This window comes from Nocardia vaccinii NBRC 15922, from assembly GCF_001613305.1.
GTDB classification, from domain to species: domain Bacteria; phylum Actinomycetota; class Actinomycetes; order Mycobacteriales; family Mycobacteriaceae; genus Nocardia; species Nocardia vaccinii.
Window position 1 is genome coordinate 243,251 of record NZ_BDCC01000005.1, and the last position, 24,288, is coordinate 267,538.

Annotated in this window: 20 protein-coding genes, 1 tRNA gene and 1 pseudogene; 13 read left to right on the plus strand and 9 right to left on the minus strand. The window is 64.1% G+C overall.

All coding sequences use genetic code 11. The features are described from left to right. The first annotated feature begins 154 nt into the window (after positions 1-154). From gyrB to NV1_RS02055, 4 genes are all read left to right on the plus strand, one after another. Positions 155-2,200, plus strand: coding sequence for a DNA topoisomerase (ATP-hydrolyzing) subunit B (gyrB, locus tag NV1_RS02040; protein WP_067884799.1), 2,046 nt, complete (start codon positions 155-157; stop codon positions 2,198-2,200). 48 nt (positions 2,201-2,248) lie between these two features. Continuing rightward, on the plus strand, positions 2,249-4,762 hold the full coding sequence (gene gyrA / locus NV1_RS02045; RefSeq protein ID WP_067884801.1) for a DNA gyrase subunit A: 2,514 nt from the start codon (positions 2,249-2,251) through the stop codon (positions 4,760-4,762). Between the two features lie 43 nt (positions 4,763-4,805). Further along, a complete protein-coding gene (locus NV1_RS02050) occupies positions 4,806-5,735 on the plus strand; it encodes a DUF3566 domain-containing protein (protein ID WP_067884803.1) in 930 nt (309 codons plus the stop codon). A gap of 142 nt (positions 5,736-5,877) precedes the next feature. Further along, a tRNA-Ile gene (locus NV1_RS02055) sits at positions 5,878-5,951 on the plus strand. A 633-nt stretch (positions 5,952-6,584) separates the two neighbouring features. On the opposite strand, the gene NV1_RS02060 is transcribed toward NV1_RS02055, so the two are convergent. Beyond that, the gene (locus tag NV1_RS02060; protein ID WP_245713510.1) at positions 6,585-7,052 is read right to left on the minus strand and encodes a CBS domain-containing protein; all 468 of its coding nucleotides are present in this window, start codon (positions 7,050-7,052) and stop codon (positions 6,585-6,587) included. 186 nt (positions 7,053-7,238) lie between these two features. Between NV1_RS02060 and NV1_RS02065 the strand changes: the two genes are divergently transcribed. The 4 genes and pseudogenes from NV1_RS02065 to NV1_RS02080 all read left to right on the plus strand — a co-directional run. Then, the gene (locus NV1_RS02065; protein WP_218026899.1) at positions 7,239-9,254 is read left to right on the plus strand and encodes an erythromycin esterase family protein; all 2,016 of its coding nucleotides are present in this window, start codon (positions 7,239-7,241) and stop codon (positions 9,252-9,254) included. Between the two features lie 230 nt (positions 9,255-9,484). After that, the gene (gene polX, locus NV1_RS02070) at positions 9,485-11,197 is read left to right on the plus strand and encodes a DNA polymerase/3'-5' exonuclease PolX (protein WP_067884807.1); all 1,713 of its coding nucleotides are present in this window, start codon (positions 9,485-9,487) and stop codon (positions 11,195-11,197) included. Between the two features lie 123 nt (positions 11,198-11,320). Beyond that, positions 11,321-11,698 (plus strand): hypothetical protein, encoded by a 378-nt coding sequence (locus NV1_RS02075; RefSeq protein ID WP_067884810.1) that lies wholly within the window; start codon positions 11,321-11,323, stop codon positions 11,696-11,698. A 64-nt stretch (positions 11,699-11,762) separates the two neighbouring features. After that, positions 11,763-13,544, plus strand: a pseudogene (locus NV1_RS02080) (adenosylcobalamin-dependent ribonucleoside-diphosphate reductase); the annotation flags it as partial. Between the two features lie 131 nt (positions 13,545-13,675). Here the strand turns inward: NV1_RS02080 and NV1_RS02085 are convergent. From NV1_RS02085 to NV1_RS02095, 3 genes are all read right to left on the minus strand, one after another. Next, complete coding sequence (locus NV1_RS02085; protein ID WP_067884814.1) at positions 13,676-14,572, minus strand: universal stress protein; 897 nt, start codon at positions 14,570-14,572, stop codon at positions 13,676-13,678. Between the two features lie 28 nt (positions 14,573-14,600). Then, positions 14,601-15,572 carry an Rv1733c family protein gene (locus NV1_RS47200; RefSeq protein ID WP_444980805.1) on the minus strand — a complete coding sequence of 324 codons (972 nt, stop codon included), beginning with the start codon at positions 15,570-15,572 and terminating at the stop codon, positions 14,601-14,603. 155 nt (positions 15,573-15,727) lie between these two features. After that, positions 15,728-16,237, minus strand: a complete 510-nt coding sequence (locus tag NV1_RS02095; protein WP_067884818.1) for a carboxymuconolactone decarboxylase family protein — start codon at positions 16,235-16,237, stop codon at positions 15,728-15,730. A gap of 24 nt (positions 16,238-16,261) precedes the next feature. Between NV1_RS02095 and NV1_RS02100 the strand changes: the two genes are divergently transcribed. Then, positions 16,262-16,774, plus strand: a complete 513-nt coding sequence (locus tag NV1_RS02100; protein ID WP_218026900.1) for a MarR family winged helix-turn-helix transcriptional regulator — start codon at positions 16,262-16,264, stop codon at positions 16,772-16,774. Positions 16,775-16,857: 83 nt separating this feature from the next. Continuing rightward, positions 16,858-17,589, plus strand: coding sequence for an enoyl-CoA hydratase/isomerase family protein (locus NV1_RS02105; RefSeq protein ID WP_067884822.1), 732 nt, complete (start codon positions 16,858-16,860; stop codon positions 17,587-17,589). On the opposite strand, the gene NV1_RS02110 is transcribed toward NV1_RS02105, so the two are convergent. Next, on the minus strand, positions 17,579-18,394 hold the full coding sequence (locus tag NV1_RS02110) for an SAM-dependent methyltransferase (protein WP_067884824.1): 816 nt from the start codon (positions 18,392-18,394) through the stop codon (positions 17,579-17,581). The genes NV1_RS02105 and NV1_RS02110 overlap by 11 nt on opposite strands. Positions 18,395-19,680: 1,286 nt before the next feature. Between NV1_RS02110 and NV1_RS41735 the strand changes: the two genes are divergently transcribed. Both NV1_RS41735 and NV1_RS43125 read left to right on the plus strand, forming a co-directional pair. After that, entirely contained in the window at positions 19,681-20,595 is a 915-nt protein-coding gene (locus NV1_RS41735) for a RelA/SpoT-related domain-containing protein (RefSeq protein ID WP_084524978.1), read from the plus strand. 3 nt (positions 20,596-20,598) lie between these two features. After that, on the plus strand, positions 20,599-20,838 hold the full coding sequence (locus NV1_RS43125) for a hypothetical protein (RefSeq protein WP_157116417.1): 240 nt from the start codon (positions 20,599-20,601) through the stop codon (positions 20,836-20,838). A 493-nt stretch (positions 20,839-21,331) separates the two neighbouring features. Here the strand turns inward: NV1_RS43125 and NV1_RS43130 are convergent, their stop codons facing one another. Together NV1_RS43130 and NV1_RS02125 are read right to left on the minus strand one after the other, a co-directional pair. Next, on the minus strand, positions 21,332-21,883 hold the full coding sequence (locus NV1_RS43130) for a hypothetical protein (protein ID WP_157116420.1): 552 nt from the start codon (positions 21,881-21,883) through the stop codon (positions 21,332-21,334). 99 nt (positions 21,884-21,982) lie between these two features. After that, positions 21,983-22,360: a CYTH domain-containing protein gene (locus NV1_RS02125; protein ID WP_218026901.1), complete on the minus strand. Its 378-nt coding sequence runs from the start codon at positions 22,358-22,360 to the stop codon at positions 21,983-21,985. On the opposite strand from NV1_RS02125, the gene NV1_RS45020 reads away from it, so the two are divergent. Beyond that, positions 22,350-22,544, plus strand: a complete 195-nt coding sequence (locus NV1_RS45020; protein WP_218026902.1) for a hypothetical protein — start codon at positions 22,350-22,352, stop codon at positions 22,542-22,544. The genes NV1_RS02125 and NV1_RS45020 overlap by 11 nt on opposite strands. 7 nt (positions 22,545-22,551) lie before the next feature. Here the strand turns inward: NV1_RS45020 and NV1_RS02130 are convergent, their stop codons facing one another. Both NV1_RS02130 and NV1_RS02140 read right to left on the minus strand, forming a co-directional pair. Continuing rightward, positions 22,552-23,583 carry a radical SAM protein gene (locus tag NV1_RS02130; RefSeq protein ID WP_218026903.1) on the minus strand — a complete coding sequence of 344 codons (1,032 nt, stop codon included), beginning with the start codon at positions 23,581-23,583 and terminating at the stop codon, positions 22,552-22,554. Positions 23,584-24,018: 435 nt separating this feature from the next. After that, complete coding sequence (locus tag NV1_RS02140) at positions 24,019-24,216, minus strand: hypothetical protein (RefSeq protein WP_067884833.1); 198 nt, start codon at positions 24,214-24,216, stop codon at positions 24,019-24,021. Positions 24,217-24,288 lie beyond the last annotated feature (72 nt).

Below are 24,288 nucleotides of genomic sequence, written 5' to 3' on the forward strand. Positions count from 1 at the left end.
TAGCGGCGATACCCTCGGCACGTTCCGTGCTGCCGCCCGCTGGACCCATAATTCTCGAGCGGTTCGACATCTCGAGCAGAGACCATCTGGGGTCCGACGTGTGCGCCTCTGGCGTCGTGCCGAGGGATCAGCAAGTAAGGAGAGCTACCGAGCAGTGGCTGCCAACGACTCCAATGCAAGCGGCTCGACCAACCCCAAGTCAGGTAAGCAGACCTACGGTGCCGACTCCATCACCGTCCTCGAGGGACTCGAGGCGGTACGCAAGCGCCCCGGCATGTACATCGGTTCCACCGGCGAGCGCGGTCTGCACCACCTGATCTGGGAGGTTGTCGACAACTCCGTCGATGAGGCGATGGCCGGCTACGCCACGCGCGTCGACGTCACCCTGCTCGCCGATGGCGGTGTCGAGGTCGTCGACGACGGCCGCGGTATTCCGACCAGCATGCACGCACAGGGCATACCCACCATCGAGGTGGTGATGACCCAGCTGCACGCGGGCGGCAAGTTCGACTCCGAGTCCTATGCGGTGTCCGGTGGTCTACACGGCGTCGGCATCTCGGTGGTGAACGCGCTGTCCACTCGCCTGCAGGCCGAGATCGACTACGACGGTCATCACTGGAGCCAGGAGTACAAGGACGCCAAGCCCGGCAAGCTGATCCAGGGCGAGTCGACCAAGCGCACCGGAACCACCATCCGGTTCTGGCCGGATCCCAATATTTTCGAGACCACCCTGTTCAACTTCGAGACGGTGTCGCGCCGTCTGCAGGAGATGGCCTTCCTCAACAAGGGCCTGACCATCACCCTGACCGACGAGCGGGTGACCCAGTCCGAAGTCACCGAGGAAGTGGTCAGCGAGCACGCCGAGGCGCCCAAGCACGCCGAGGAGGCCGCGCCGGCCGAGCACAAGGTCAAGTCCCGCACGTATCACTACCCGGGCGGCCTCGAGGACTTCGTCAAGCACATCAACCGCACCAAGCAGCCGATCCACAACACGGTGGTGGCGTTCACGGGCAAGGGCACCGGCCACGAGCTCGAGGTCGCGATGCAGTGGAATTCGGGTTATTCCGAATCCGTCCACACCTTCGCCAACACCATCAACACCCATGAGGGCGGTACGCACGAGGAAGGTTTCCGCGCGGCCCTGACCACGGTGGTGAACAAGTACGCCAAGGACAAGAAACTTCTCAAGGAGAAGGACGGCAACCTCACCGGCGACGATATTCGTGAGGGCCTGGCCGCGATCGTCAGCGTGAAGGTCGGCGAGCCGCAGTTCGAGGGCCAGACCAAGACCAAACTCGGCAACACCGAGGTCAAATCCTTCGTGCAGCGCACCTGCAACGAGCATCTGGCGCACTGGTTCGAGGCCAATCCGGCCGATGCGAAAACTATTGTGAACAAGGCGGTTTCCTCCGCGCAGGCCCGCGTCGCCGCGCGTAAGGCTCGCGAGCTGGTGCGTCGCAAGAGCGCGACGGATCTGGGCGGTCTGCCCGGTAAGTTGGCCGACTGCCGCTCGAAGGATCCGACGAAGTCCGAGATCTACATCGTCGAGGGTGACTCCGCCGGCGGTTCGGCCAAGTCCGGCCGTGACTCGATGTACCAGGCGATCCTGCCGCTGCGCGGAAAGATCATCAACGTCGAGAAGGCCCGGATCGACCGCGTACTGAAGAACAACGAAGTGCAGTCGATCATCACCGCCTTCGGCACCGGCATCCACGACGAATTCGATATCGCGAAGCTGCGGTATCACAAGATCGTGCTGATGGCCGACGCCGACGTCGACGGCCAGCACATCTCCACCCTGCTGCTGACGCTGCTGTTCCGCTTCATGCGCCCGCTGGTCGAACACGGTCACGTATTCCTGGCCCAGCCGCCGCTGTACAAGCTCAAGTGGCAGCGTTCGGATCCGGAATTCGCCTACTCCGACCGCGAGCGCGACGGTCTGCTCGAGGCCGGTCTGGCCGCGGGCAAGAAGATCAACAAGGACGACGGCGTCCAGCGCTACAAAGGTCTGGGCGAGATGAACGCCAAGGAGTTGTGGGAGACCACGATGGACCCGGCGGTGCGCGTGCTGCGCCTGGTCACCCTGGACGATGCCGCCGCCGCCGACGAGCTGTTCTCCATTCTGATGGGCGAGGACGTCGAGGCGCGTCGCAGCTTCATCACCCGCAATGCCAAGGACGTTCGCTTCCTCGACGTGTAGTCCGGCGCGAATCACCGTGCCGCAGAACAGGACTACAAAGGAGACTTCATGACTGAAACGACACTGCCGCCCAGCGGTGGTGGCGACCGGATCGAACCGGTCGACATCCAGAACGAAATGCAGAGCAGCTATATCGATTACGCGATGAGCGTCATCGTCGGGCGCGCTCTGCCCGAGGTCCGCGACGGCCTCAAGCCGGTGCACCGCCGCGTGCTGTACGCGATGTACGACAACGGGTATCGACCCGATCGCGGCTATGTGAAATCCGCGCGCCCGGTCGCCGAAACGATGGGTAACTACCACCCGCACGGCGACGCCTCGATCTACGACACCCTCGTCCGCATGGCGCAGCCCTGGTCGCTGCGGTATCCGCTGGTGGACGGCCAGGGCAACTTCGGCTCGCGCGGTAACGACGGCGCGGCCGCGATGCGTTACACGGAATGCCGCCTCACGCCGCTGGCCATGGAGCTGCTGCGCGAAATCGACCACGAGACAGTCGATTTCACGCCGAACTACGATGGTCGTTCGCAGGAACCGGTAGTTCTCCCCAGCCGGGTGCCGAACCTGTTGATGAACGGCAGCAACGGCATCGCGGTCGGAATGGCGACCAACATCCCGCCGCACAATCTGAACGAACTCGCCGAGGCGATCTACTGGGCGCTGGAGAATTACGACGCCGACGAGGAGGACACCCTCGCCGCCTGTATGGAGCGGGTCAAAGGCCCGGATTTCCCGACGCACGGCCTGATCGTCGGTACACAGGGCATCCACGACGCCTACACCACCGGACGCGGTTCGATCCGCATGCGCGGTGTGGTGGAGATCGAGGAGGACAACCGCGGCCGCACCACGATCGTCATCACCGAGCTGCCGTACCAGGTCAACACGGACAATTTCATCAACGCGATCGCCGAGCAGGTCAAGGACGGCAAGATCGCGGGTATCTCCGATATCCACGACGAGTCCTCGGATCGCGCGGGTATGCGGATCGTGGTCACGGTCAAGCGCGACGCCGTGGCCAAGGTGGTGCTGAACAACCTCTACAAGCACACCCAGCTACAGACCAGTTTCGGCGCGAACATGCTGTCCATCGTCGACGGCGTACCGCGCACGCTGCGCCTGGATCAGATGATCCGGTTCTACGTCGAGCACCAGTTGGACGTCATCGTCCGGCGCACTCGCTACCTGCTGCGCAAGGCCGAGGAACGCGCCCACATCCTGCGCGGGCTGGTCAAGGCGCTGGACGCGCTGGACGAGGTCATCGCCCTGATCCGGCGCTCGGCCAATACCGACACCGCGCGCACCGGCCTGATGGAACTGCTGGACATCGATGAGATCCAGGCCACGGCCATCCTCGATATGCAGCTGCGCCGCCTGTCGGCCCTGGAACGGCAGAAGATCGTCGACGAACTGGCCAAGATCGAGGCCGAGATCGCCGATCTGAAAGACATTCTGGAGAAGCCGGAGCGGCAGCGCGCGATCGTGCGCGACGAGCTGAAGGAAATCGTCGACAAGTACGGCGACGACCGGCGCACCCGGATCATCTCCGCCGATGGCGATGTCGCCGACGAGGATCTGATCGCCCGCGAGGACGTGGTCGTCACGATCACCGAAACCGGATATGCCAAGCGCACCAAGACCGATCTGTACCGCAGCCAGAAACGCGGTGGCAAGGGTGTGCAGGGCGCGGGTCTCAAACAGGACGACCTGGTCAAGCACTTCTTCGTCACGTCGACACACGATTGGCTGCTGTTCTTCACGAACCTGGGCCGGGTGTACCGGACCAAGGCGTACGAGCTGCCCGAGGCCGCCCGCACCGCTCGCGGTCAGCATGTGGCGAACCTGCTGGCCTTCCAGCCGGAGGAGAAGATCGCCCAGGTCATCCAGATCAAGACCTACGAGGACGCGCCATATCTGGTGCTGGCCACGCGCAACGGTCTGGTGAAGAAGTCCAAGCTGACCGATTTCGATTCCAACCGCACCGGCGGCATCGTCGCGGTGAATCTGCGCGACACCGACGAACTGGTCGGCGCGGCGCTGTGCTCGGCAGACGACGATCTGCTGCTGGTCTCCGCACACGGCCAGTCGATCCGCTTCCCCGCGAACGACGAGGTGCTGCGTCCGATGGGCCGGGCCACCTCCGGCGTACAGGGCATGCGGTTCAACACCGATGACGAACTGTTGTCGCTCAACGTGGTTCGGGACGATACGTATCTGCTGGTCGCCACGTCCGGGGGGTATTCCAAGCGCACCGCGATCGAGGAGTACACCGCACAGGGCCGAGGCGGAAAAGGTGTCCTGACTATCCAGTACGACCAGCGTCGTGGCAGTCTGGTGGGCGCGCTCATCGTCGACGATGAGGACGAGCTCTACGCGATCACTTCCGGTGGTGGTGTCATCCGGACCGCGGCGAAACAGGTTCGCAAGGCCGGCCGTCAGACCAAGGGCGTGCGATTGATGAATCTCGGTGAGGGAGATACGTTGCTTGCGATCGCTCGTAATGCAGACGAGCCCGACGAGGTTCCCGGCGCAGACGACACCAGTGGTTCCGAGAAGAAGTAGTTTTACCCGAGCAGCGGCGGCACAACGGATCTAAGGAATCCCATTGACCACTCCGAACCAGCCGAACGACGAGCGGCCCCACGCCAATGGTGTGACCGAGCGGATAGCATCATCACCGATTCCGCCGCGCCCCATTTCGAGGTCGGCGTCGACGGGTGACGGCGAGTCGGGCAGTACGCCCGAAAAGACCGATCAGTCAGCGGATTTCGCGAACAAGGAGGAATCGGGCGAGTCGGCCAAGGCGGACAGCGGCTCCCGGTTCGAGGAGGGGTGGGCGCAGCTGCCGCAGCGCGAGCCGCAGTCGAACCTGAACCGTCCCGGCCAGGCGCCGGTGAAGGGTCGGTCGCAGTCGGTGAGCCTCGGTGGTTCGGGTAATGCCCGCACCACCGCGGACCTGGCCGCCAAGGCCGCGCGCAAAGAGGCGGCGATGGTGAAGTCCGTCGGCATCGACGGACCCACCCGCAGCATCGCCCGTCCGGAGCTGGTCAAGGATATGCCGGACCTGTCCGAGCTGCGTCATCCGCTGCCGCCCTCGGAGCACCACACGGCCACGCAGCAGCCAGTCTCGCCTGCGGTCCCGCAGGCCGTGGTCCAGGCCGCGTCCACCGGTCAGCCGCTGCGCGCGACCGTCCAGTTGCGGCACATCGATCCGTGGTCGACGCTGAAGATCTCGCTGGTGATCAGCGTGGCGATGTTCTTCGTCTGGATGCTCGCGGTCGGCTTCCTGTACATCGTGCTGTCCGGTATGGGTGTCTGGGACCGTCTGAACAGCACGTTCACCGATATGGTGTCCGACAGTAATTCGAACTCCTCCGCGCTGATCGACGCGGGCACCGTCTTCGGCTACGCCGCGGTCATCGGCCTGATCAACGTCGTACTGATGACGGCCCTGTCCACGGTCGGCGTCTTCATCTACAACCAGTGCACCGACCTCGTCGGCGGTATCCAGGTAACCCTGGCCGACCCCGACTAACCCTGCCCTACCCACGGCCGGATCTGCCCTCCGCAGGTCCGGCCGTTTTCATCCGCACCCCTACGACCAGCGGTTTTGGTTGTTCCTGGGATGGTCGGGTAATCTTTGCTCTCGGTTCGGGACAACAAACCCCAGCCCACACGGGCCTATAGCTCAGGCGGTTAGAGCGCTTCGCTGATAACGAAGAGGTCGGAGGTTCAAGTCCTCCTAGGCCCACACTCCACGACAAAGCCCCCGACCAGATTTCTTGGTCGAGGGCTTTCGTCATTCCGGAGATCTTTTCGAACCGGTTTCACCGCGATGGGCGGCAACGAGGCCGCATCAAGTCGCTGGGGTGACTGTTGGTCGGCACCGGGCCGGTCAGGTGGTCATCGTTGTTTTCGATGTCTGCCATCGGTTGTGTCCGACTCGGTCCCGGCCCAGTTGCCTGTGTAACGGCGTAACTCCGCGGTCGGGTTTTCGACGCTGGCGCGTAGCCGAGCGCAGAACGCATCCAGAGACCCGTATCGGGCCTCGATCTTCGCCGCCAGGTACGACGCCGCCGCGTCCTGGACCATTCGAATCCTCTCTGCCTCGGACAACCAACGATCGTGGTTGCTTGACTGTGAACTCCCACGGCCCCGTCCGACATCGCAGCGGCTGCGCCTGTCATGCGCGGTCGGGCGGGACCTACCCTGGCGGCGATTCAACCATGTCGTCCCGGGGCCGCCAGGGCGCCCGCTACGCTACCGATACACCGGCGAGTTTCAGCAAATGCTTGGCGAGTCGCGCGGCGTGCCGTACAGGTATCGGATATTTCGGTCAGCAATTTTGCGGCGATCTCCCGGAGCGGCATCCGGGTCGGTGTAACTACGGTGCGCACACCGCTTCGACGAATTCGCCGACCTCTTGTTCCCGCAGCTTTCGGGACAGGTCGGCCTCGCTGATGATGCCGACCAATTCCTTGCCTTCGATGACCGGCAGCCGACGGATCCGGTGTGCCTCCATTGTGGCCAGCACGTCGGCGATATCGGTGTCACCGGTGACTGTGATCAGTTTCTCGCCCGCGAGCATGCCGGTGGTGGAGTGTCGCGGGTCCTGGCCAGTGGCTATACATCCGACGATGATGTCGCGGTCGGTGACCATACCGACCGGGTTGCCCTGCGTATCGCACACCGGCAGGGCGCCGACGTCCAGGTCGCGCATCCGCCGCGCGGCCTCGGCGAGCGAGGTCTGGGCGGAAATCGTCTCCACCCCGACGTGCATGACTTGCCGAGCTGTGGTCATGGTGCGCGCCTCCTCCGGGAAGATGCCGATCTCATCTTGTGCCGATCTCATCTTGTGCCGATCTCATCGTCGGCCGATAGCTGGATTGCCGACAGAGCCGAAAGTCTGTTCCCGCGACGTCGGGAATCCTGCGGAGGCAACGGCTTGGTACGGCGGGGAGGGCGCGGGGACGTTGGTCCCGGCCTATCGGGCATGATGCCTCTGACCAGCGCGAAGTACTCGGCAGAGGCTGAGTGTATGACAGCGATGCCTACGCTGCGTGACTCCCCGCAACCGATGTTCCGCGACCGTCAGGAAGCGGGTCGGGTCCTGGCCGGACTGCTCGAGCATTATCGGGGCGACACCGACGTGGTCGTGCTCGGGCTTGCTCGGGGCGGTGTCCCGGTCGCTTGGGAGGTCGCCGCGGCTCTGGGCGCGCCGCTGGACGCGTTGGTCGTGCGTAAGCTCGGCGCTCCGGGTAACCCGGAATTCGCCATCGGCGCGTTGGCGCCGGACGGCCGTATCGTGGTCAACGACGATCTGGTCCGCGGTTTGCATCTCACTGCCGAACAGGTGCGGTCCATCGCCCGCGACGAGGCCCGGGAGCTGTCTCGCCGTGAGTCGGCCTACCACGAAGATCGGCCGCCGCTCGAGGTGGCCGGACGTACCGTGATCGTTGTCGACGACGGGTTGGCCACCGGTGCAACCATGTTCGCCGCAGTCGAGGCACTGCGCGCCCAGGAGCCGAAACGAATCGTCGTCGCCGTTCCCGCCGCGCCCGAATCGACGTGCCGGGAACTCGGCGCACTGGTCGACGAGATGGTGTGCGCAACCATGCCATCGCCGTTCCTCGCCGTCGGCACAGCGTTCTGGAATTTCACCCAGGTCCCGGACGACGAGGTCCGGCGGCTGCTCGCCACCCCGACCATCGGCGCCCGCACGGCGGTGTCGGATCCGGTGGCGATATTGCGAGACGCCTTGATCGAGGCTCCCTTCGGTGTCCCACCCGACAACGTGCTCGACGACATCATCGGCGATGCGCATTTCGTGCTGATCGGGGAAAGCTCGCACGGCACGCACGAGTTCTACGCCGCCCGGGCCGCGATCACCCGCTGGCTCATCACCGAAAAGGGCTTCGATGCGGTGGCCGCGGAGGCGGATTGGCCCGACGCCTACCGCGTCGACCGCTTCGTACGCGGGTACGACCACGATTCCTCGCCGGGACACGCGCTGCGGGCGTTCGAACGGTTTCCGACGTGGATGTGGTGCAACACGGTGGTCCGTGACTTCGTCGGGTGGCTGCGTCTGCACAACGACACCCAACGCCGGTCCGGTGGCAGGCTCGCCGGATTCTATGGACTCGACCTCTACAGCATGCACCGATCCATGCAGCAGGTGATCTCCTATCTGGAGCAGGCCGATCCGGCGGCGGCGGACCGCGCGAAACGCCGATATGCCTGCTTCGATCGCACCAGCGAAAACGACGGGCAGGCTTACGGTTTCGCGGCCGCGTTCGGTGCCGGTGAGTCCTGCCAGGCCGAAGTGGTACGCCAGTTGGTCGATATGCAGCGTAACGCCACTGAGCTCGTGCAAACCCACGACGGCGAGGCGCAATTCGATGCGCTGCGCAACGCGTGGGCCGTTCGCGATGCCGAGGCCTACTACCGGGCCATGTTCGGTGACCGGGTCTCGTCCTGGAACCTGCGTGACGAGCACATGGCCGATACGCTCAACGCCCTTGCCGCCCACATCGGCCGGGACGGCAGACCGGCACGAATCGTGGTGTGGGCGCACAACTCTCACGTCGGCGATGCGCGCGCCACGGAGATGGCCGCGGACGGCCAGATCTCCCTGGGCCAGCTGGTGCGTGAACACCACGGCGGCGACTGCCGCATCATCGGGTTCAGCACGTGCTACGGCACGGTGACCGCGGCCAGTCGCTGGGACGGCGAATCCGAACGCAAGAAGGTCCGCCCCGCCCTGCCGAGCAGCTATGAAGAACTGCTGCACGACACCGGCCGCGACGGGTTCCTGATCCGCACCGGCACAGCAGGTCCGGCCGCAGACGTCCTGCGACAGCCACGCCTGGAGCGCGCCATCGGCGTCATCTACCAGCCGAGCACCGAACGGCAGAGCCATTATTTCCACTCGCGTCTCGCCGACCGTTACGACGCGGTCATCCACATCGACCACACCACCGCCCTGCAGCCGCTGAGACCCTCGAGCCGCTGGGTCGCGGGTACCACACCGGAGACCTACCCGACCGGGTTGTGAACGTCGCCGTGACGGTCGTGATAGCCGACTCGCCCGCTGCTCGACAGCGTGACCGATGCCACCGATGGATGGTAAGGGTGTGGGACGGCTCGTCCCGCTGTCCGGGAGGGGTCGTTCGTCCATGTCGCCGAGGCCAATGGCTCTGTGTCCCCGGCCGTATCGAGGGGCAGGCTGGATTCGTCCCATCGGCACGGACTCCGGTGACCCCGGTTTCTCGGCAGGAGGCTGCCATGCGATCGAACGATGTCGCCGCGCAGGAATTGCGGGAGATGGCGGACCTGATCGCGATCTCCGGCGGCGATCGGTACCGAGTGCGGTCCTACGAGAAAGCGGCCCGTGCGATAGCAGGTTGTCCCGTCGAGCTCGACACGCTGGACCGCAAAGGTCTGCTCGCGATCACCGATGTCGGCGCCCACACCGCCGACCGGCTGCTGGAGCTGCGCCGTACCGGCCACATCACCGATCTCGACGAGTTGCACGCCCAGCTGCCCGCGGGCCTGCGGGCTCTGCTCGGCGTTCCCGGGCTGGGGCCCAAGCGGGCCCACCAGGTGTATCAGGAACTGGGCATATCCTCGATGCCGGAGCTGATGACCGCCCTGCAGGCCGGCGAGCTGGCCCGGCTCAAAGGATGGGGTGAGACCAGTGAGCGCAACCTTGCGCGGGCCATCCGGAGCATGCGCGAGGCCGGGCAGCGAACCCCGATAGCGGTCGCGCTCGATCTCGCCGAGGACCTCGTCGCCCAGCTATCGGCCATGCCCGAGGTGGGCCGCGCCGATTACGCCGGGTCGCTGCGTCGCATGCGCGACACGGTCGGCGACATCGATCTGCTGGCGACGGCCGACCCGGCCGACGCGCCCGCGGTGATGGACCGATTCTGCGGTCTGCCGCTGACGGATCGGGTGCTCGCGCACGGCCCGACCAAGTCCTCGGTGCTGACCACAGCCGGTATTCAGGTGGATCTGCGGGTCGTTCCGGCCGCCACGTGGGGCGCCGCGCTGCTGTATTTCACGGGCTCCAAAGCCCACAACATCCGCATCCGCGAACGCGCTGTGCACGCCGGATACAAACTCAGCGAATACGGGCTGTTCCGGGTCGAGGACGACCGGTTGGTGGCCGGCACCGAGCGGGATATCTACGCGGCCCTCGGACTGCGGTGGATTCCGCCTACCCTGCGCGAGGACCGCGGGGAGGTGGAGGCCGCGGCCGGCGGCGGGTTGCCCGAGCTGGTGCGGGTGTGCGACATCGTCGGGGACCTGCACGTGCACACCGACCTGACCGACGGGCTCGCCTCGGCCGCCGACATGGTCGCCGCGGCCGCGGCGCGCGGCTATCGGTACTGTGCCATCACCGATCACGCGCCGGCGCTGGCGATGCAGCGCATGACTCGCGCCAAGGCCCTGGCACAGCGTGCCGAATTACGCACGCTCGCACAACGTTCCGGTATAACGGTGCTACACGGTTCGGAGTTGAACATCGCCGCCGACGGTACTCTGGACTGGGACGACGAGTTCCTGTCCGGATTCGACGTGCTCATCGCTTCACTGCATTCCCATTTCGACCAGTCGCCCGCGGTGCTCACCCGTCGCCTGATCACCGCGATGGAGAATCCATACGTCAAGATCATCGGTCACCCCACCACTCGCATCCTCGGTCGCCGGCCCCCGGTCCAGTTCGACGCCGATGCGGTATTCGCCGCGGCCGCCCGCACCGAAACGGCATTGGAGATCAACGCCTTTCCCGACCGGCTCGACCTCGACGACGAACTGGTCCGTCGGGCCCGCCGGTACGGGGTGGTGTTCGCCATCGACACCGACGCCCACGCCGTCGGCCATTTCGACCACATTCGCTTCGGGGTGGCCACCGCCCAGCGTGGCTGGGTGGAACGCGACGAGGTGATCAACACCTGGCCGCTGGATCGGCTTCGCCGGTTTCTCAGGGCATAGCAGCGGCGTTTCCAGGCGGCCCTCGAGCCGTCCGTCCCCGGAAGCCGCGACTTGTGGCACTTCCACCTGTCCAGTCGTGCGGCCGAGACTGAACCGATCACCGCCACCCTCCTTGGAGGCACCATGAACCAGCCAACGGATCTCGGCCCGGATCAGCGGCAACTCCTCGTCCGGCGGGCCCTGGACGACCGCGACCACGACGTGCACGTTCTGCTGCGCGTGCGCTGTGGACGAGGCCACCATGTGGCAACGGTTTTCGGCACCGTCGCAGGCGCGGTCTACGAGTCGTGGGTCGGTATGCACGCGCACGGCCGCCGCGACTTCGTCGACGAAGCACATCACGCTCCCAGGAAGAGAACCCGGTATGTCGACCTGCTCGACGCGGGCCGGGTCACCGACGATGTGGTACCCGCCGGCTGCGAGTGCGGCGGTCATGGACTGTCTCGCGCCGAGATGCGTGGCGCCATCGATGCGCATACCCACACACTTCAGCTCCGCTGACCGGCCGTCGGCGCGAGGCGATGCGAACTGCGGCCGCGGTGATCCAGGTGTCGAGCGGGCGGCGGGTGTGACCGACGATCTGGGGCTGACACCAGCCGCGCGTGCCGTGTTGGCCGAGCGGTATCTGCGGCGCGATGAGCGCGGGCAGGTCTGCGAGTCTCCCGGACAGATGATGGATCGCGTGGCGCGGTTCGTCGCCCGGGCCGAGGACACCTACCTGCCGGGCAGCGCCGACAGTTGGGCTACCCGGTTCTCGGCACTGCTGCACAACCGCGAATTCCTACCCAACTCACCGACACTGATGAACGCCGGCACCGGGTCGGGCGTGCTGTCGGGTTGCTTCGTGCTACCCATCGACGACTCGCTCGAGTCCATCTTCACCACCCTGCGCACCACCGCCCTGTTGCATCAGGCGGGCGCGGGCACCGGATTCTCGTTCTCGCACCTGCGGCCCCGCGGCGACGCCGTGTCCTCCACCGGCGGGACCGCCAGCGGCCCGGTGTCGTTCATAGACCTGTACGACGCTGCGGCACAGGTGATTCGGCTCGGTGGACGCAGGCGCGGCGCCAATATGGCGGTGCTCGACGTTCACCATCCCGACATCGGAACGTTCGTCGACGCCAAGGCCGATCTCGCCGCTCTGCCGATGTTCAACCTGTCGGTCGGGATCACCGACGAGTTCCTGCGCGCCGCCGCTGCGGACCGCCCGCATCCGTTGATCGATCCGCGCACCGGCCGTACGGTCCGCGAGATCTCGGCCCGTGCGCTCCTGGACAGGATCGCGGCGCAGGCCATGCGCACGGGAGAGCCGGGAATGCTGTTCCTGGACACGATCAACCGCGCCAACCCACTGCCCGCGATGGGTCCGCTCGAGGCCACCAACCCGTGCGGCGAGGTGCCGTTGGCGCCGTTCGAATCCTGTAATCTCGGGTCGATCGCCCTGCCGCGGTTCGTCGTCGGCGACCGGCTCGACGAGCAGCATCTCGCCGAGGTAGTGCGGGTAGCGGTGCGATTCCTCGATGACGTCATCGATGTGGCGGACTATCCGGTGCCCGAACTGGCGGCGGCGGCGCACAACACCCGCAAGATCGGCCTGGGCGTGATGGGGCTCGCCGAAACACTTGCCGCCCTGGGCTTTTCCTACAAGACCGACGCCGCCGTGCGGTTCGCCCGGCGGCTGATGTCACGCATCACACAGACGGGACACGAGGCATCGCGAGAGCTTGCCGCCGAGCGCGGTGCTTTCCCGCTGTTCGACCGCAGCCGTTGGGCCGGACATTCGTCACGACCGATGCGCAATGCCCAGGTCACCAGTGTCGCGCCGACCGGAACCATCTCGCTGCTCGCCGGGACGTCAGCGGGAATCGAGCCGCTGTTCGCGCTGTCGTATACCCGTCACCTCCTGGGGCGTGACTTCACGCAGGTCGAGCCGCTGTTCGCGCGCACAGCCACGGAATACGGCATCTGGTCACCGGACCTTGCCGCGCGAGTCGCCGCCTGCGGAACCGCCGCTGTCGACGGTGTCCCGGATGACCTGCACCGCCGCTTCATCACCGCATACGAGATCGAACCGAGGTGGCACGTCCGGATGCAGGCGGCCGTGCAGCGGCACACCGACGCCGCGGTCGCCAAGACCGTCAACCTGCCCGAGAGCGCCGATGTCGACCAGGTCCGGGATATCTTCGTGCAGGCCTGGCGGGCCGGCTGCAAGGGGATCACCGTCTACCGGTCGGGCAGTCGTCACGATCAGGTCTTGCGTTATCCGAGCCCCGATGACAGCGAGGGCAGGGTCGACGTGCACGGTACATACGCCGGCGGCGCACCTGTCGCCGACCGAGCGCCCTGAGTGTCTCGATACGATTCCGGCTGCCACCCGCCGGTCCGCCCGGTCGGCTTCGCCGGCACCAGCAACGTGCGAAAACGCCCACCGCCCCGGCCTGCAACCCGCGGGGACGATCGAGTCCACCGCCGAGCGTGCTATCGCACCACGATCACCGGACAGTCGACCGACTGCACCACTGTGGCGCTGGTGGAGCCGAGCAGCATGCCGGTGAATCCGCCGCGGCCGTGGCTGCCGACGACGACGAGTCCAGCGTTCTCCGATTCGTCCACCAGTGCCCGAGCGGGCCTGTCCCGCACCAGAATTCGTCGCACCGGCACATCCGGGTAGCGTTCGCTCCAGCCCGCCAGGCTTTCCGCCAGTAGCGCGCCCTCCGATTCGTGCACGGTCTCGTCCCATCCCAATAGCGGCACATCGCTTCCGGCGATGTCGGTCCAGGCGTGCAGGGCTACGAGTCCGACCTTGCGCAGGGATGCCTCCTCGAACGCGATGTCGATCGCGGGCACGCTGTTCGGAGTTCCGTCCACGCCGACGAGTACCGGCCGATGCGCCGAGACGGCGTCGGTGGACGACGAATGCACGACCGCGACCGGGCACTGTGCGTGCCGCGTCATCGCCGTGCCGACCGAGCCGAGAAGTTCGCGCCGGATCATGCCGAGCCCGCGGCTGCCGACAACGAGCATCCGAGCCTGCCGTGACCGCTGGTGCAGGCGGGCGATGATCGGTTCACGGGTCACCTCGGTACTGATTTCCAGTGCCTCGCCCGGCGCGGCGGCCCGTGCGACGCGATACGCCTCGGCGATGACTCGTTCTGCTTCGACCTCGAGCCAGCTCAGGTCGTCATCGGTCAGCACCGGAGTCCGACCGAAACCGGTCGACACGACGAGCGAGGTGACCAGTAGCAGGCCGCAACCGTGCAGAGTGGCCTCGACCGCGGCCCACGCCGCACCGCGATACGACACCGCTGAACCGTCGACAGCCGCGACGACCGGCGGATTCCCTTCCACTGACCGGGGTTCGGGCCGATCTGTCATCGCGCACTCCCGGGATGTCGGCGGCTGGTTACTTGTCCTGTCCGATCGGACGGCTCAGCAGGCGCCATTCCCGCGCCCACATGGCGTGGCGGTGCCCGTCGAGAATCCGAGCCGCCAGCACTACCACAACGGCAGCGCCACTCCAGATTCCGAGCAGTGCGCCGACGCCGGTACCGACGGCTCGGATAGCCGCCGAATCCGAGGGAAACGGAGGCGTGGTCGGCCGGCCGCGAGCGTCCAGCCACAACGACATCCGGTCATGTAGTTTCGTGCCGCCGGCGACCGCCGCGGTCGCCTGACCCACGTGTCCGTTCTCGTTCCACGACACCAGCGCGTCGAACCGGTCATCGGACACCGCATATGCGGCCACTGCCGAGGACACGTGGGTCACGAGGACCGGGTTTTCGGTGATCGTCGCGGTGACTTCGACCTTCGTCGCGTTCTCCGCACGAAGTTGCGCCGCGGACGAGGAATACACGGCAGTGCCCAGAGCCCCCGCCAACGGAATTGCCGCCAGCATCGCGACGACTGCCACGATACGGACAACCCCTTCGATTCGGTCCGGCATTCGCATCAGCGGGTTCGTGTTCCACGGCAGTGCCCGCCATATTCGAAGCGTCGCCGTCGGTAACCTCACCACCTCGATCACCTGCTTCTCACTCGTGGCGACGCACAGCGCGCGAACGACATGTTCCGGTGGGCGCCACCGATAATCCATACGCTCCTGCCACTGAGCGCTCCGGACTCGTCCCGCTGGGCTCGACGATCCGTATTCAGCATCGCGCGGCGGCGAACCGCGCCGAGACTGCCGAAAGTCACCGGGCGGCGGGCCATCCGGCAGCGAGTAGCGCGCGGGCGAGGTATGCGGCCACCGATCTTTCGGGACTACCGACTCGCCCGGACGAACCGAATCCACCATGAGAACTCGATCGCCGGACGTCACTGCGGCCTTGGACACGCGCCGATACGACACCATCGGCCCGCCCATGGGGGCAAGCATGGCGATGCCGCCCCGACGGCCGGCGGTGTCGTTGCGGCCTTTTCATGGTGCGGACAATGCGGGGCCCGGAATACCGCGCGGTGGTGTGGTTGGAGTTCCAGCCGAATGGCGGGCGGCGGGTCGTGCTCTCGCCCTCGGATGCGCCGACGTGGTGATCATGCCGCGCGGACCATGCGGTTGGCGAAGGTGGACATCGTGTAGGCGCCGATTCCCAGGACGATTTCCAGGGCATTGCGTTCGGTGTACCCGTGCGCCAGCAGAGCATCGAGGGTGGCGTCGTCGACACCTCCGGCGGTGGCCAAGACGGCCAGCGTGAAGACTCTGATGGCGTCGAGTCGCTTGTCGGACAACGGTTTTTGTTCTCGCAGCGCGGTGATCAGGGTGGGCTCCCCGCCGACGGCGCGGAGTCTGGCGGTATGTATGCGGACGCAGACGTGACAGTCGTTGCGGACCGCGAGGACCATGATGACGACCTCGCGGGCCAGCGGGTCGAGGGTGCAGTTGTCGAAGCTGTGGCTCATTGCCAGGAATCCGTTCAGCAGTTCGGGTGCGTTGGCGAGCTTGGCCACGGCATCGGGCAGTTTGCCGCCCCATTCTGCGGTGACCATCCGCATCGCCTGTCGGGATGCCTCCGGGGCGGTGTCGACGGTGTGTGCGGTGAACATCCGGGTCCTCCTAATATGGACAACATGGTTGACGATAAAAAGGTAAACCAGGTTGTCGATTTCGGCAAGAGCGGACCTCCGGGCTACGAACTGCCCCTGCTGCTTTTCGCGGGATTCCGGACGGTGATCGACGAACTGCACGCTGAGCTCACCGAGCAGGGGCACCCGGACATGCGTCCGGCGCACGGGTTCGCCATGCAGGCGATCGGCCCGGAAGGTTCGGCTGCCAGCGATATCGCCCGCCGCCTGGGGGTTTCCAAACAGGCCGCGGGCAAGACCGTCGATCGCCTCGTCGCGGCGGGATATGCCGAACGGGCCACGGATCCCGCCGACGCCCGCCGCCGGATCGTCCGGCTGACACCGCGGGGGTTCGATGCGCTGGCCCGCTCGGCCACGATCTTCGATCGGATTCGCGCCACCTGGAGTGATGTGCTGGGCGAGAGTCGCTTGCGGGCCATGGAGGACGCCCTGCGCACGGTCGCGGCGCCTACCGCATTCCGGCTGGACGCGGCAGGGTGGCTGGGCGGCACGAACTGATTGCGCTTGCCGATCAACACGGTTTGCCCGCATCCGCCGCGAAATCCCTTGAAGGCCTTCAGCAACCATGTAGCGTCACCGATGTGCCATATCTGGAACACGAGGGAGACGTAGCAGTCCTACACTTCGGCGAGTCTCAGCACACTGCTGGCAGCGATCCGGAGAACAGATTCCATCCCGAGTGGATCGCGAGATTCCACACGCTGCTCGACGAGATCGAGGCGCAGGACGGGCCACGGGCGCTGGTGACGACCGGGTCGGGGAAGTTCTACTCGACCGGCGCGGATCTGCGGTGGGCCGCCGAACATCCCGACGAGGTCGACGGATATCTCAGCGAAATTCAGCTGTTGTTCGCCCGGCTGCTCATCGCGCCGCTGCCGACGGTCGCGGCGCTACAGGGGCATACGTTCGGCGCGGGTGCGTTCCTGGCGCTCGCCCACGATCGCGCTGTGATGCGGACGGACCGCGGGTATTTCTGTCTGCCCGGCATCACCATCGGAGCGTCCTACGCGCCCGGAACCGTCGCGCTGGCCTCGGCCCGGCTGGCACCGCGTGCGGCGCACGAGGCGCTGGTCAGTGGCCGGCGGTACGGCGGTGCGGCGGCGTTGGCGCTGGGGCTGGTCGACGAGATCGCGGCGGAGAACAAGGTGCTCAGCGCCGCAGTCGAATACGCCAAGAATGTGGCTCATACCCGCGGGCCGGTGCTGGGTGATATCAAGTACCGGCTCCACGCGGAGGCAGTGGCGCGATTGCGCACTCCGGTGGCCGGTTACAACACGCTGCTCGCGGCGAAGCCTTCCGGGTTCACCGTTTGACGCCGACACCGCCGAGCCAGTCCAGGTACCTGGTCTCCTGCGGTGCGTCCGAATCCGGCCGCCACAGCGGGACCTGGACGATACCGGGCTCGACGAGTTCGAATCCGTCGAACAGGGCGGTGATTTCGGCCGCCGACCGCGGTCGGCCCGGTGTGGTCGTCGATCGGGTCAGTTCGAGCAGTTCCTCGAGCCGCTCCTGCGACCAGCCTTCATTGGTGAAATGCGAGATCGCCAGGTGACTACCGGGGCTCAGGCTGTCGCGCAGACGACCGAGCACCCCGTGCGGATCCATCTCGTCGCCGACCACGTGCAGAATCGAAAGTACCAGTACGGCAACTGGTTTCGTGAAGTCGATACGGTGTGCGACCTCCGGCGAACGCAGCAGCGTGTCCAGGTCGCGGAAGTCGCCGCGAATCGCCGTCGCCCAGGGGATGCCGGCCAGGATTCGACGGCCCATCAGGAAGGCGACCGGATCGTTGTCCACGTACACGACCTGGCCGTCCACGCCGAGCCCGGTCAGGATCTCGTGGATATTGCCCGCGGTCGGGATGCCCGAGCCGATATCGAGGAACTGGGTGATACCCGCCTCGACGCAATAGGTGATCACCCGGCGCAGGAATGCGCGATTCGCCCACGTCGCCCGCGTGATACCCGGCCATCGGCGTTCCAGATCGTCCGCCCACTCCCGGTCCACCGCGAAATTGTGCGATCCGCCGAGCAGATGATCGTAGATGCGCGCGATACTCGGCACCCGAGGATCGATGTCATCATCCGCCCAATCGGGAAGCTGTGGCACAGTGGACATTTCAGCTTCACTCCATAACTCGCCAACCCGGAACCGAACGCTCCAGCGGACCCGTGACGCTCCCCGACGGTACCCCACCGCCGTCCCGACGCGCTACAGAACACAGCACAATCCGTATGCACGCTTTCACTCACGATCAACTACCGGAGCGACGCCACATCGTGTGTTTCGATATTGTTGTCCGGCAAGGAGATCGAGGGCACGCCTGGCTATGTGAGTGGCCCCGGGCGCAGCCGAGCGGAGTCAGCCTCCGGTGTTCTCGCGGTGGGTGGCATTGAAGCGCCCCTTCTTCTGGCGATTCCCGCACGTGTTCATCTCACGCAGCGGGTCCTACTTCGGCTGGTGTCGAAGAATGCGGCTCGGCAGGCCGACGACGCGCACAAGGCCAATTTCCCGTCTCGTCGCCCGAGATGATGACTCGGCGAGCAAACGCGGGGAGAGCCTCTCGGATCACGGCGGCGTGAATCGATTCCCTCGGTCCCCGGGCGAGTTCGAACTGGGCGGTGGTGATCGGTGAACGCGGTGTTCGAGCAAGGCCGCACAATAGCGAGTCCGCAGGTCGATGACCTGCGGACTCGCTATTCGGTGGAGCCTAGGGGAATCGAACCCCTAACCCCTGCCGTGCGGCTGAAAGCCGCTACTACGGGCAACCATAGACTGTCAATTCGACACGGAAAGATGCCTTGAACAGTCAATACAGCAACTCTGGGCAACTGATTGAAATCGAATGTTAGTTCGATCAAGCTAGGTGATCGAGGATTTTGTTGGGACTTAGTTGGACGGGCCGATGTCCCCCGCTCGGCGTGTCGAATCCGGACGCGCCGAATGAACAGATCAGTGGTAACCAGTTAGCTACCGCGCAAAAGGGTGGCTGGCTATCGGGGCAGCAAGGCCGGGACAGGTAGGCGTGTGGGTTTGTGGCAGGCCGGGACTTCGCGGTTATGTCAAGCGACGTTCGCCGACCAGATGTACGAATCTTCCACAGTCAGGGATCCCAGAAGGCCACGCGGGAAGTTGTAACGGTCGGGTCGGTTAGGGCGATCCCTCGGAGCGATGGTCCGAGATCTTTGAGGCGACTAATTTGACGGAAATGAGATTGAAATGTGTCGAATAATATACCGGCGCTTCCGGAAACAATCGATGTCAATCGTTGATGTGCCCACAGTTTATCTGCCCGACTGAGCAATGGTGATTTCGATGGCAAGCCCCGAAGGGGTGCGGCAGCATAATAAGTCCGACCTGGCCTTCGCTGATAAGTGTGGAACGGATGAAGGGGGTAAGAACACATGGTTGAATTAAATGATAAACCGCCTTGGACGGGCAATCAGCTGAAACGTCTCGGAAAGGCCATTAGAGCTAATCGAGAGCATGAAGCGCTAGAAGTATCCTACGATAATGTCTTACTGTGGTACGGAGAGCTTGCTTCTGTCGTCGAATCGTGCATAAAGCGGATGGAGATCGTATCTGCTACCGGAATCACGCACCTTGATGTAACCTCGCGTCCGAAAACCATACACACACTGCGGGATAAGCTGATCGCTGCTCCGGAGTTGCAATTGCCAAGCGTAGTCGATATAGCTGGCGTTCGAATTGTATCCGATATGGATCTCCACCAACAAGACGATCTAGCAAAGCTGGTGGCGGCAAAGTTGGATCAGGAGTTCGATCAGGTGATCAGCGACACTCGGCGCGCACCGCACAGCGGTTATAGAGCTCTTCATCTCCGTGTCAAGCTCCCTGCTGGTAGGGTTGAAATACAAGTCCGAACATCATTGCAAAATGCCTGGGCTAATCTCTATGAGGCTCTTGCTGACGTGATAGGACGGCAAATTCGCTACGGAACGCTTCCGAGTAACCCTCAAGATCGCCGTAAGGTTGAAAGTGCGTTTAGGACGTCCGAATCGTTAGCTGACGTGGAGGAAAAGAAGGACGCCTTGAGAACGAGACGCAGAGAGCAAGACAACGCTTACCAGGTACTTCAGGATTCCATCGTTCGTGTGATTGATTTGCTGCCTGAGAGCAACGTAATCGAGCGCAATGAGTATGCAGCGAAACTGGAGAAGTGTAAAATAGACTGGGAAGCCGAAATTCAAAAACGAAAAGTAGATGACAGCTCTAATAAAAATAATGATTCCGAGCTGATTCGGCAAATGAACTCGATGGAAGAAGACCTCCGTCGGACACGTCAGAGAGGTGCGTAGCGCATGGCTGGATTTCTTGTAATATACGAACCAGAAACAGGCGACTATCAAGTCATCGAATACAGCGGGGATACGGGGCAAAGGGCAGCATTGCAGAAGCGATTGAAACTCGAATCTGAACGTAGATTTGAGGGCGAATCGATAGAGATCACTGCACTATCCGCTGACTCGCTTGACAGCATTAAAAAGACTCATGCGCGATACTTTAAAGGTAGACAGGCTACCTTCATTGAACCTGATTAGCCAAGGGCGAATGGGTGATGCTGGCAAATTTGCCGATTCCTTCGTTGGGGGGCTTCTATCCTGGTTCTGCGCCGGGGTGCCCGCCCGGGAGCGGAGCGGTAGGGCGGGCGCACCGGGCGGCGCGCGCATGCGCGCCGCTCTTGATTCTGTAGAGGGAAATTCGGCAAGTTCTTTCTTGGGGTTTTCTTCTTCTTTTTTCTCTTTTCTTTTTTCGGGGTCCCCAATCTTCCTGTCTTCTACATGGGTCATCAAGCTTGTGGCTCAACACTTTTCGCGGGATTGTTCGGTATTCCCGCCTGATCCGCGACGCACCCCGGCAAGCACGCCCGTACGCAGGGTTCCGGGAGTGGGGCGGCCGAATCCGGCACGATGACACGATCATCCGACGGTATCGAGTCTGGGATTGCGAAAAGTCCCCCGCTGCTCGTGGGTTCACGGCGTGGCGGGGGCCTCTACCTTCTAATGCTTCATCGGTGGGCTGTCGGGCTTGACCCTAGCCAGCCATGTCCCTTAATGGCCTGACTTCCCGGTACAGTCGTCCGCTGTGCACGCCGGTATAGACATGCCCGTGTCCGCAACCGATACACCAGAAGATTTCTGGACTCGCCCAGGATGGCATTTTTACGTCCGGTTCGTAAACGGTGATCCCCCAGGGTCTTCCGCACACTTCGCACTCGTAGCCGTTATCGCTTTCGGTGCAGGCCAGAATGCTGCGCTGCTTGTCCGTGATTCCGGTGATCGAGAACATTCGCTTTTCCGGTGAGGCAGGGTCCGCGGGCACTGCCGGACGGATCACGGCGGCGGTCCTGCGGGCAACGACGTCTGAGTGGCCGCCCTGGCAGTGGTGAACCTCGAGAGTCAGCCACCATGGCAACAATCCATCGACTCGGTATATCGATACAGTTTTGAATTCGGCGTCGGTCTCGCCGGGGCAGGTGGGGCATGGGCGGTAGGTTTCGCTGAGGACACCGTCGAGTCGTATATCATCGCTGTGCCATTGCGGCATCATGAAACTGAGGCGCGAACCGTCCTCAACGTTGGTCAACGCTGTACCTCGATCAGCGGTTTCGTGTATCTCTGCCTTTCTCCCGCATCTGGATATGCGTGCATGAATGTTTCCCCCTATTGGAGCGTGTGGCATTGTTCAGAAGCGAAGTTCGGGAATGGTTTTCAGATCTATTCCGTGGCGGGTGTAGATTTTGATCGTGTTCTCGCCGGTGAGGTCGGATTCTGCGTAGCCGAGTAGTTCGGCGAGACGGATTACGTCTTCCTTTGTGGAGGCTTCGATCTCCAGATATGACGGAATTCGGGGCCATGTGTCGATTTCGAGTTGCGCGCCGTCGAGTGTGAAGCTGATCCGCTGGTTTTCCTGGTAGGAATTCGCGGTGAAGCCCAGCTTTCCGAGCATGGTGTGGGTGGTGGTGAAGTCATCGACGGTGATCTCTGTTTCGTGAGTGCCGTCGATGGCGTCGCTGGTGATCTCCTTGACAGCGAGAGTGGTTGTATTTCCGTTGTCGCGCAATCTGATCCACTTGCCCCTGGACGCCGGGGGTGATGTCGTAGACGTAGCGGCGCATGAGCTGTTTGCCGACCTTTCGGCCGCCTTCACCGAGGATGCGTTGCTCGACGGTGGCGGGGTCGATGTCGAGAATTTTTGCTTCGTGCTCGATCGGCACGGGGGCCTCCCTTATGCGATTGGTCGATGAGTTGAGGTTATCCGGCTTGCCGGGTGGCGAGCCGCTGATACTCGTCGTTACGGAGGGCAAGGATTTCCCTGCGGAGCGGGCTGGCCACGAACTCCGCGAGCGGCAAGCACAGGTCCATGCGTTGGATACAGACGCCGACCTGGAAACCGCTGACTCGGTCGTAGTAGAGCCGGACCCCGTAGAAGCCTTCCTTGCAATCGGTGTCGTTGTTGAACCGGCATCCGGTGCATGTATCCGGCATCCGGACCATGCGGAACTGTTTGAAATACACTCGCCGTCCCTCGGGGAGCCGGTACGCGGTGCTGGTGCCCGAGACTCCAGCGGTGGTGTAGTGAGCCTCGGGAACCGCGCCACGGTCGGCGAGGATGCGTTCGTTCGCTGCCATCGAGGTAGCGATGTCATCGAGGGAGTTGAGCAGGCGCACGCTCAGGTGTGGGGAGTACTCGTCGAGTAGCCGATGCACGCGCGGGGCGTGACTGTAGTCGGGCACAACGATATTGGCGCAGGGTTTGACTCCGTGTGTCTCACAGGCGGCGATCGAGCATTCGAGGGCGTCGATTTTGCGTTGGGCGAGAACCGGATTGCGGTAGCGGGCGTGCTGGACCTCGGCGAGTTCGGCTGCGGTGGTGCCGAAGATCGAGAAGTTGATCCTGTGCAGCCCGGCGGCTGCGCATTCGGGGATCACGCGCTCACCGCGTTCGCCGTTGGAGGTCATGGCGACCCGGTAGCCGGTGTCGACGGCGATCTTGGTGAGCCGCGCGACGGATGGATGCGAGGTCGGTTCACCGCCGGTGAAGTGAAGTTCGTTGAGCTCCAAGGCATCTCGCAGAACGGCAATCGCGCGAGCGAACTCCTCATCGTCGGGCATCGGGGCAGGCAGGAACGCGGCCCCGTTGGTCGCGGCGTAGATCGAGGCACGGCCACTGCCACCAGAGGTGACGAATTCACCTGGCGAACGATGCCGGTTGTCGATCGCTACCGGCGTGCCCTCGTTATGACAGAACGTACAAGTCAATCCACACGCATCATGGATCTTCACGCGCAAAGTAGTGTCTTTGTAGACATGGACGGGGATTCCGACACGGTGCATGGCCGTGCCCCCTTCGTTTCAGTTGTTGGACGGGTGCCGACAGCGGCAGGCCGCTGCGCGGCTCGATAGACCGCCGATATTCAGCGGTGACGATCGTGCAATGCGGGGTGAATGATGTTGCGGGGGAGACTAATTCGAACCAGAACCGATGCCGGTCCGTTTCAGCGGGGCCGCTTCCATCTTTCGGTTACCGACATCCGGGCGCATTGAGGTACGCCTCCCGGGTCGCATTCAGCTGATCCATGATCGGGCCTTCTTGGGGTTGCCCGAACAACTCCCATTTGGTGGCAGCGGCTTGAAAGGCCCTGAGAGCTTCGGCGCGTTGCTGCCGTTCCTCCGGTGTCAGCTTCCGGGGCACAGGATGGGGCTCTATGTCGCCTGAACTCACTCCCGCCACCAATCGAACGAACCCACGCGGATACGCTCGGGCATTGGCTCATCCGCTACCGCTGCGCTCCTGACGCGCTTCAGCCCTTCCAAAGCCCCATACACCACCGCCAACGGAACCGGTTCGAACTTCTCTCCCGTGTTCAGTTGCGGGACCATGTACGAGCCGGGCCCGCTGCGCTGCTCGAGGTTCATCGTGTGCTCACCTCAGACGGAAGCCATCGCTTCGCCGCCGTGTGCTCGCGCATGAACTCGATAGGCACCGAC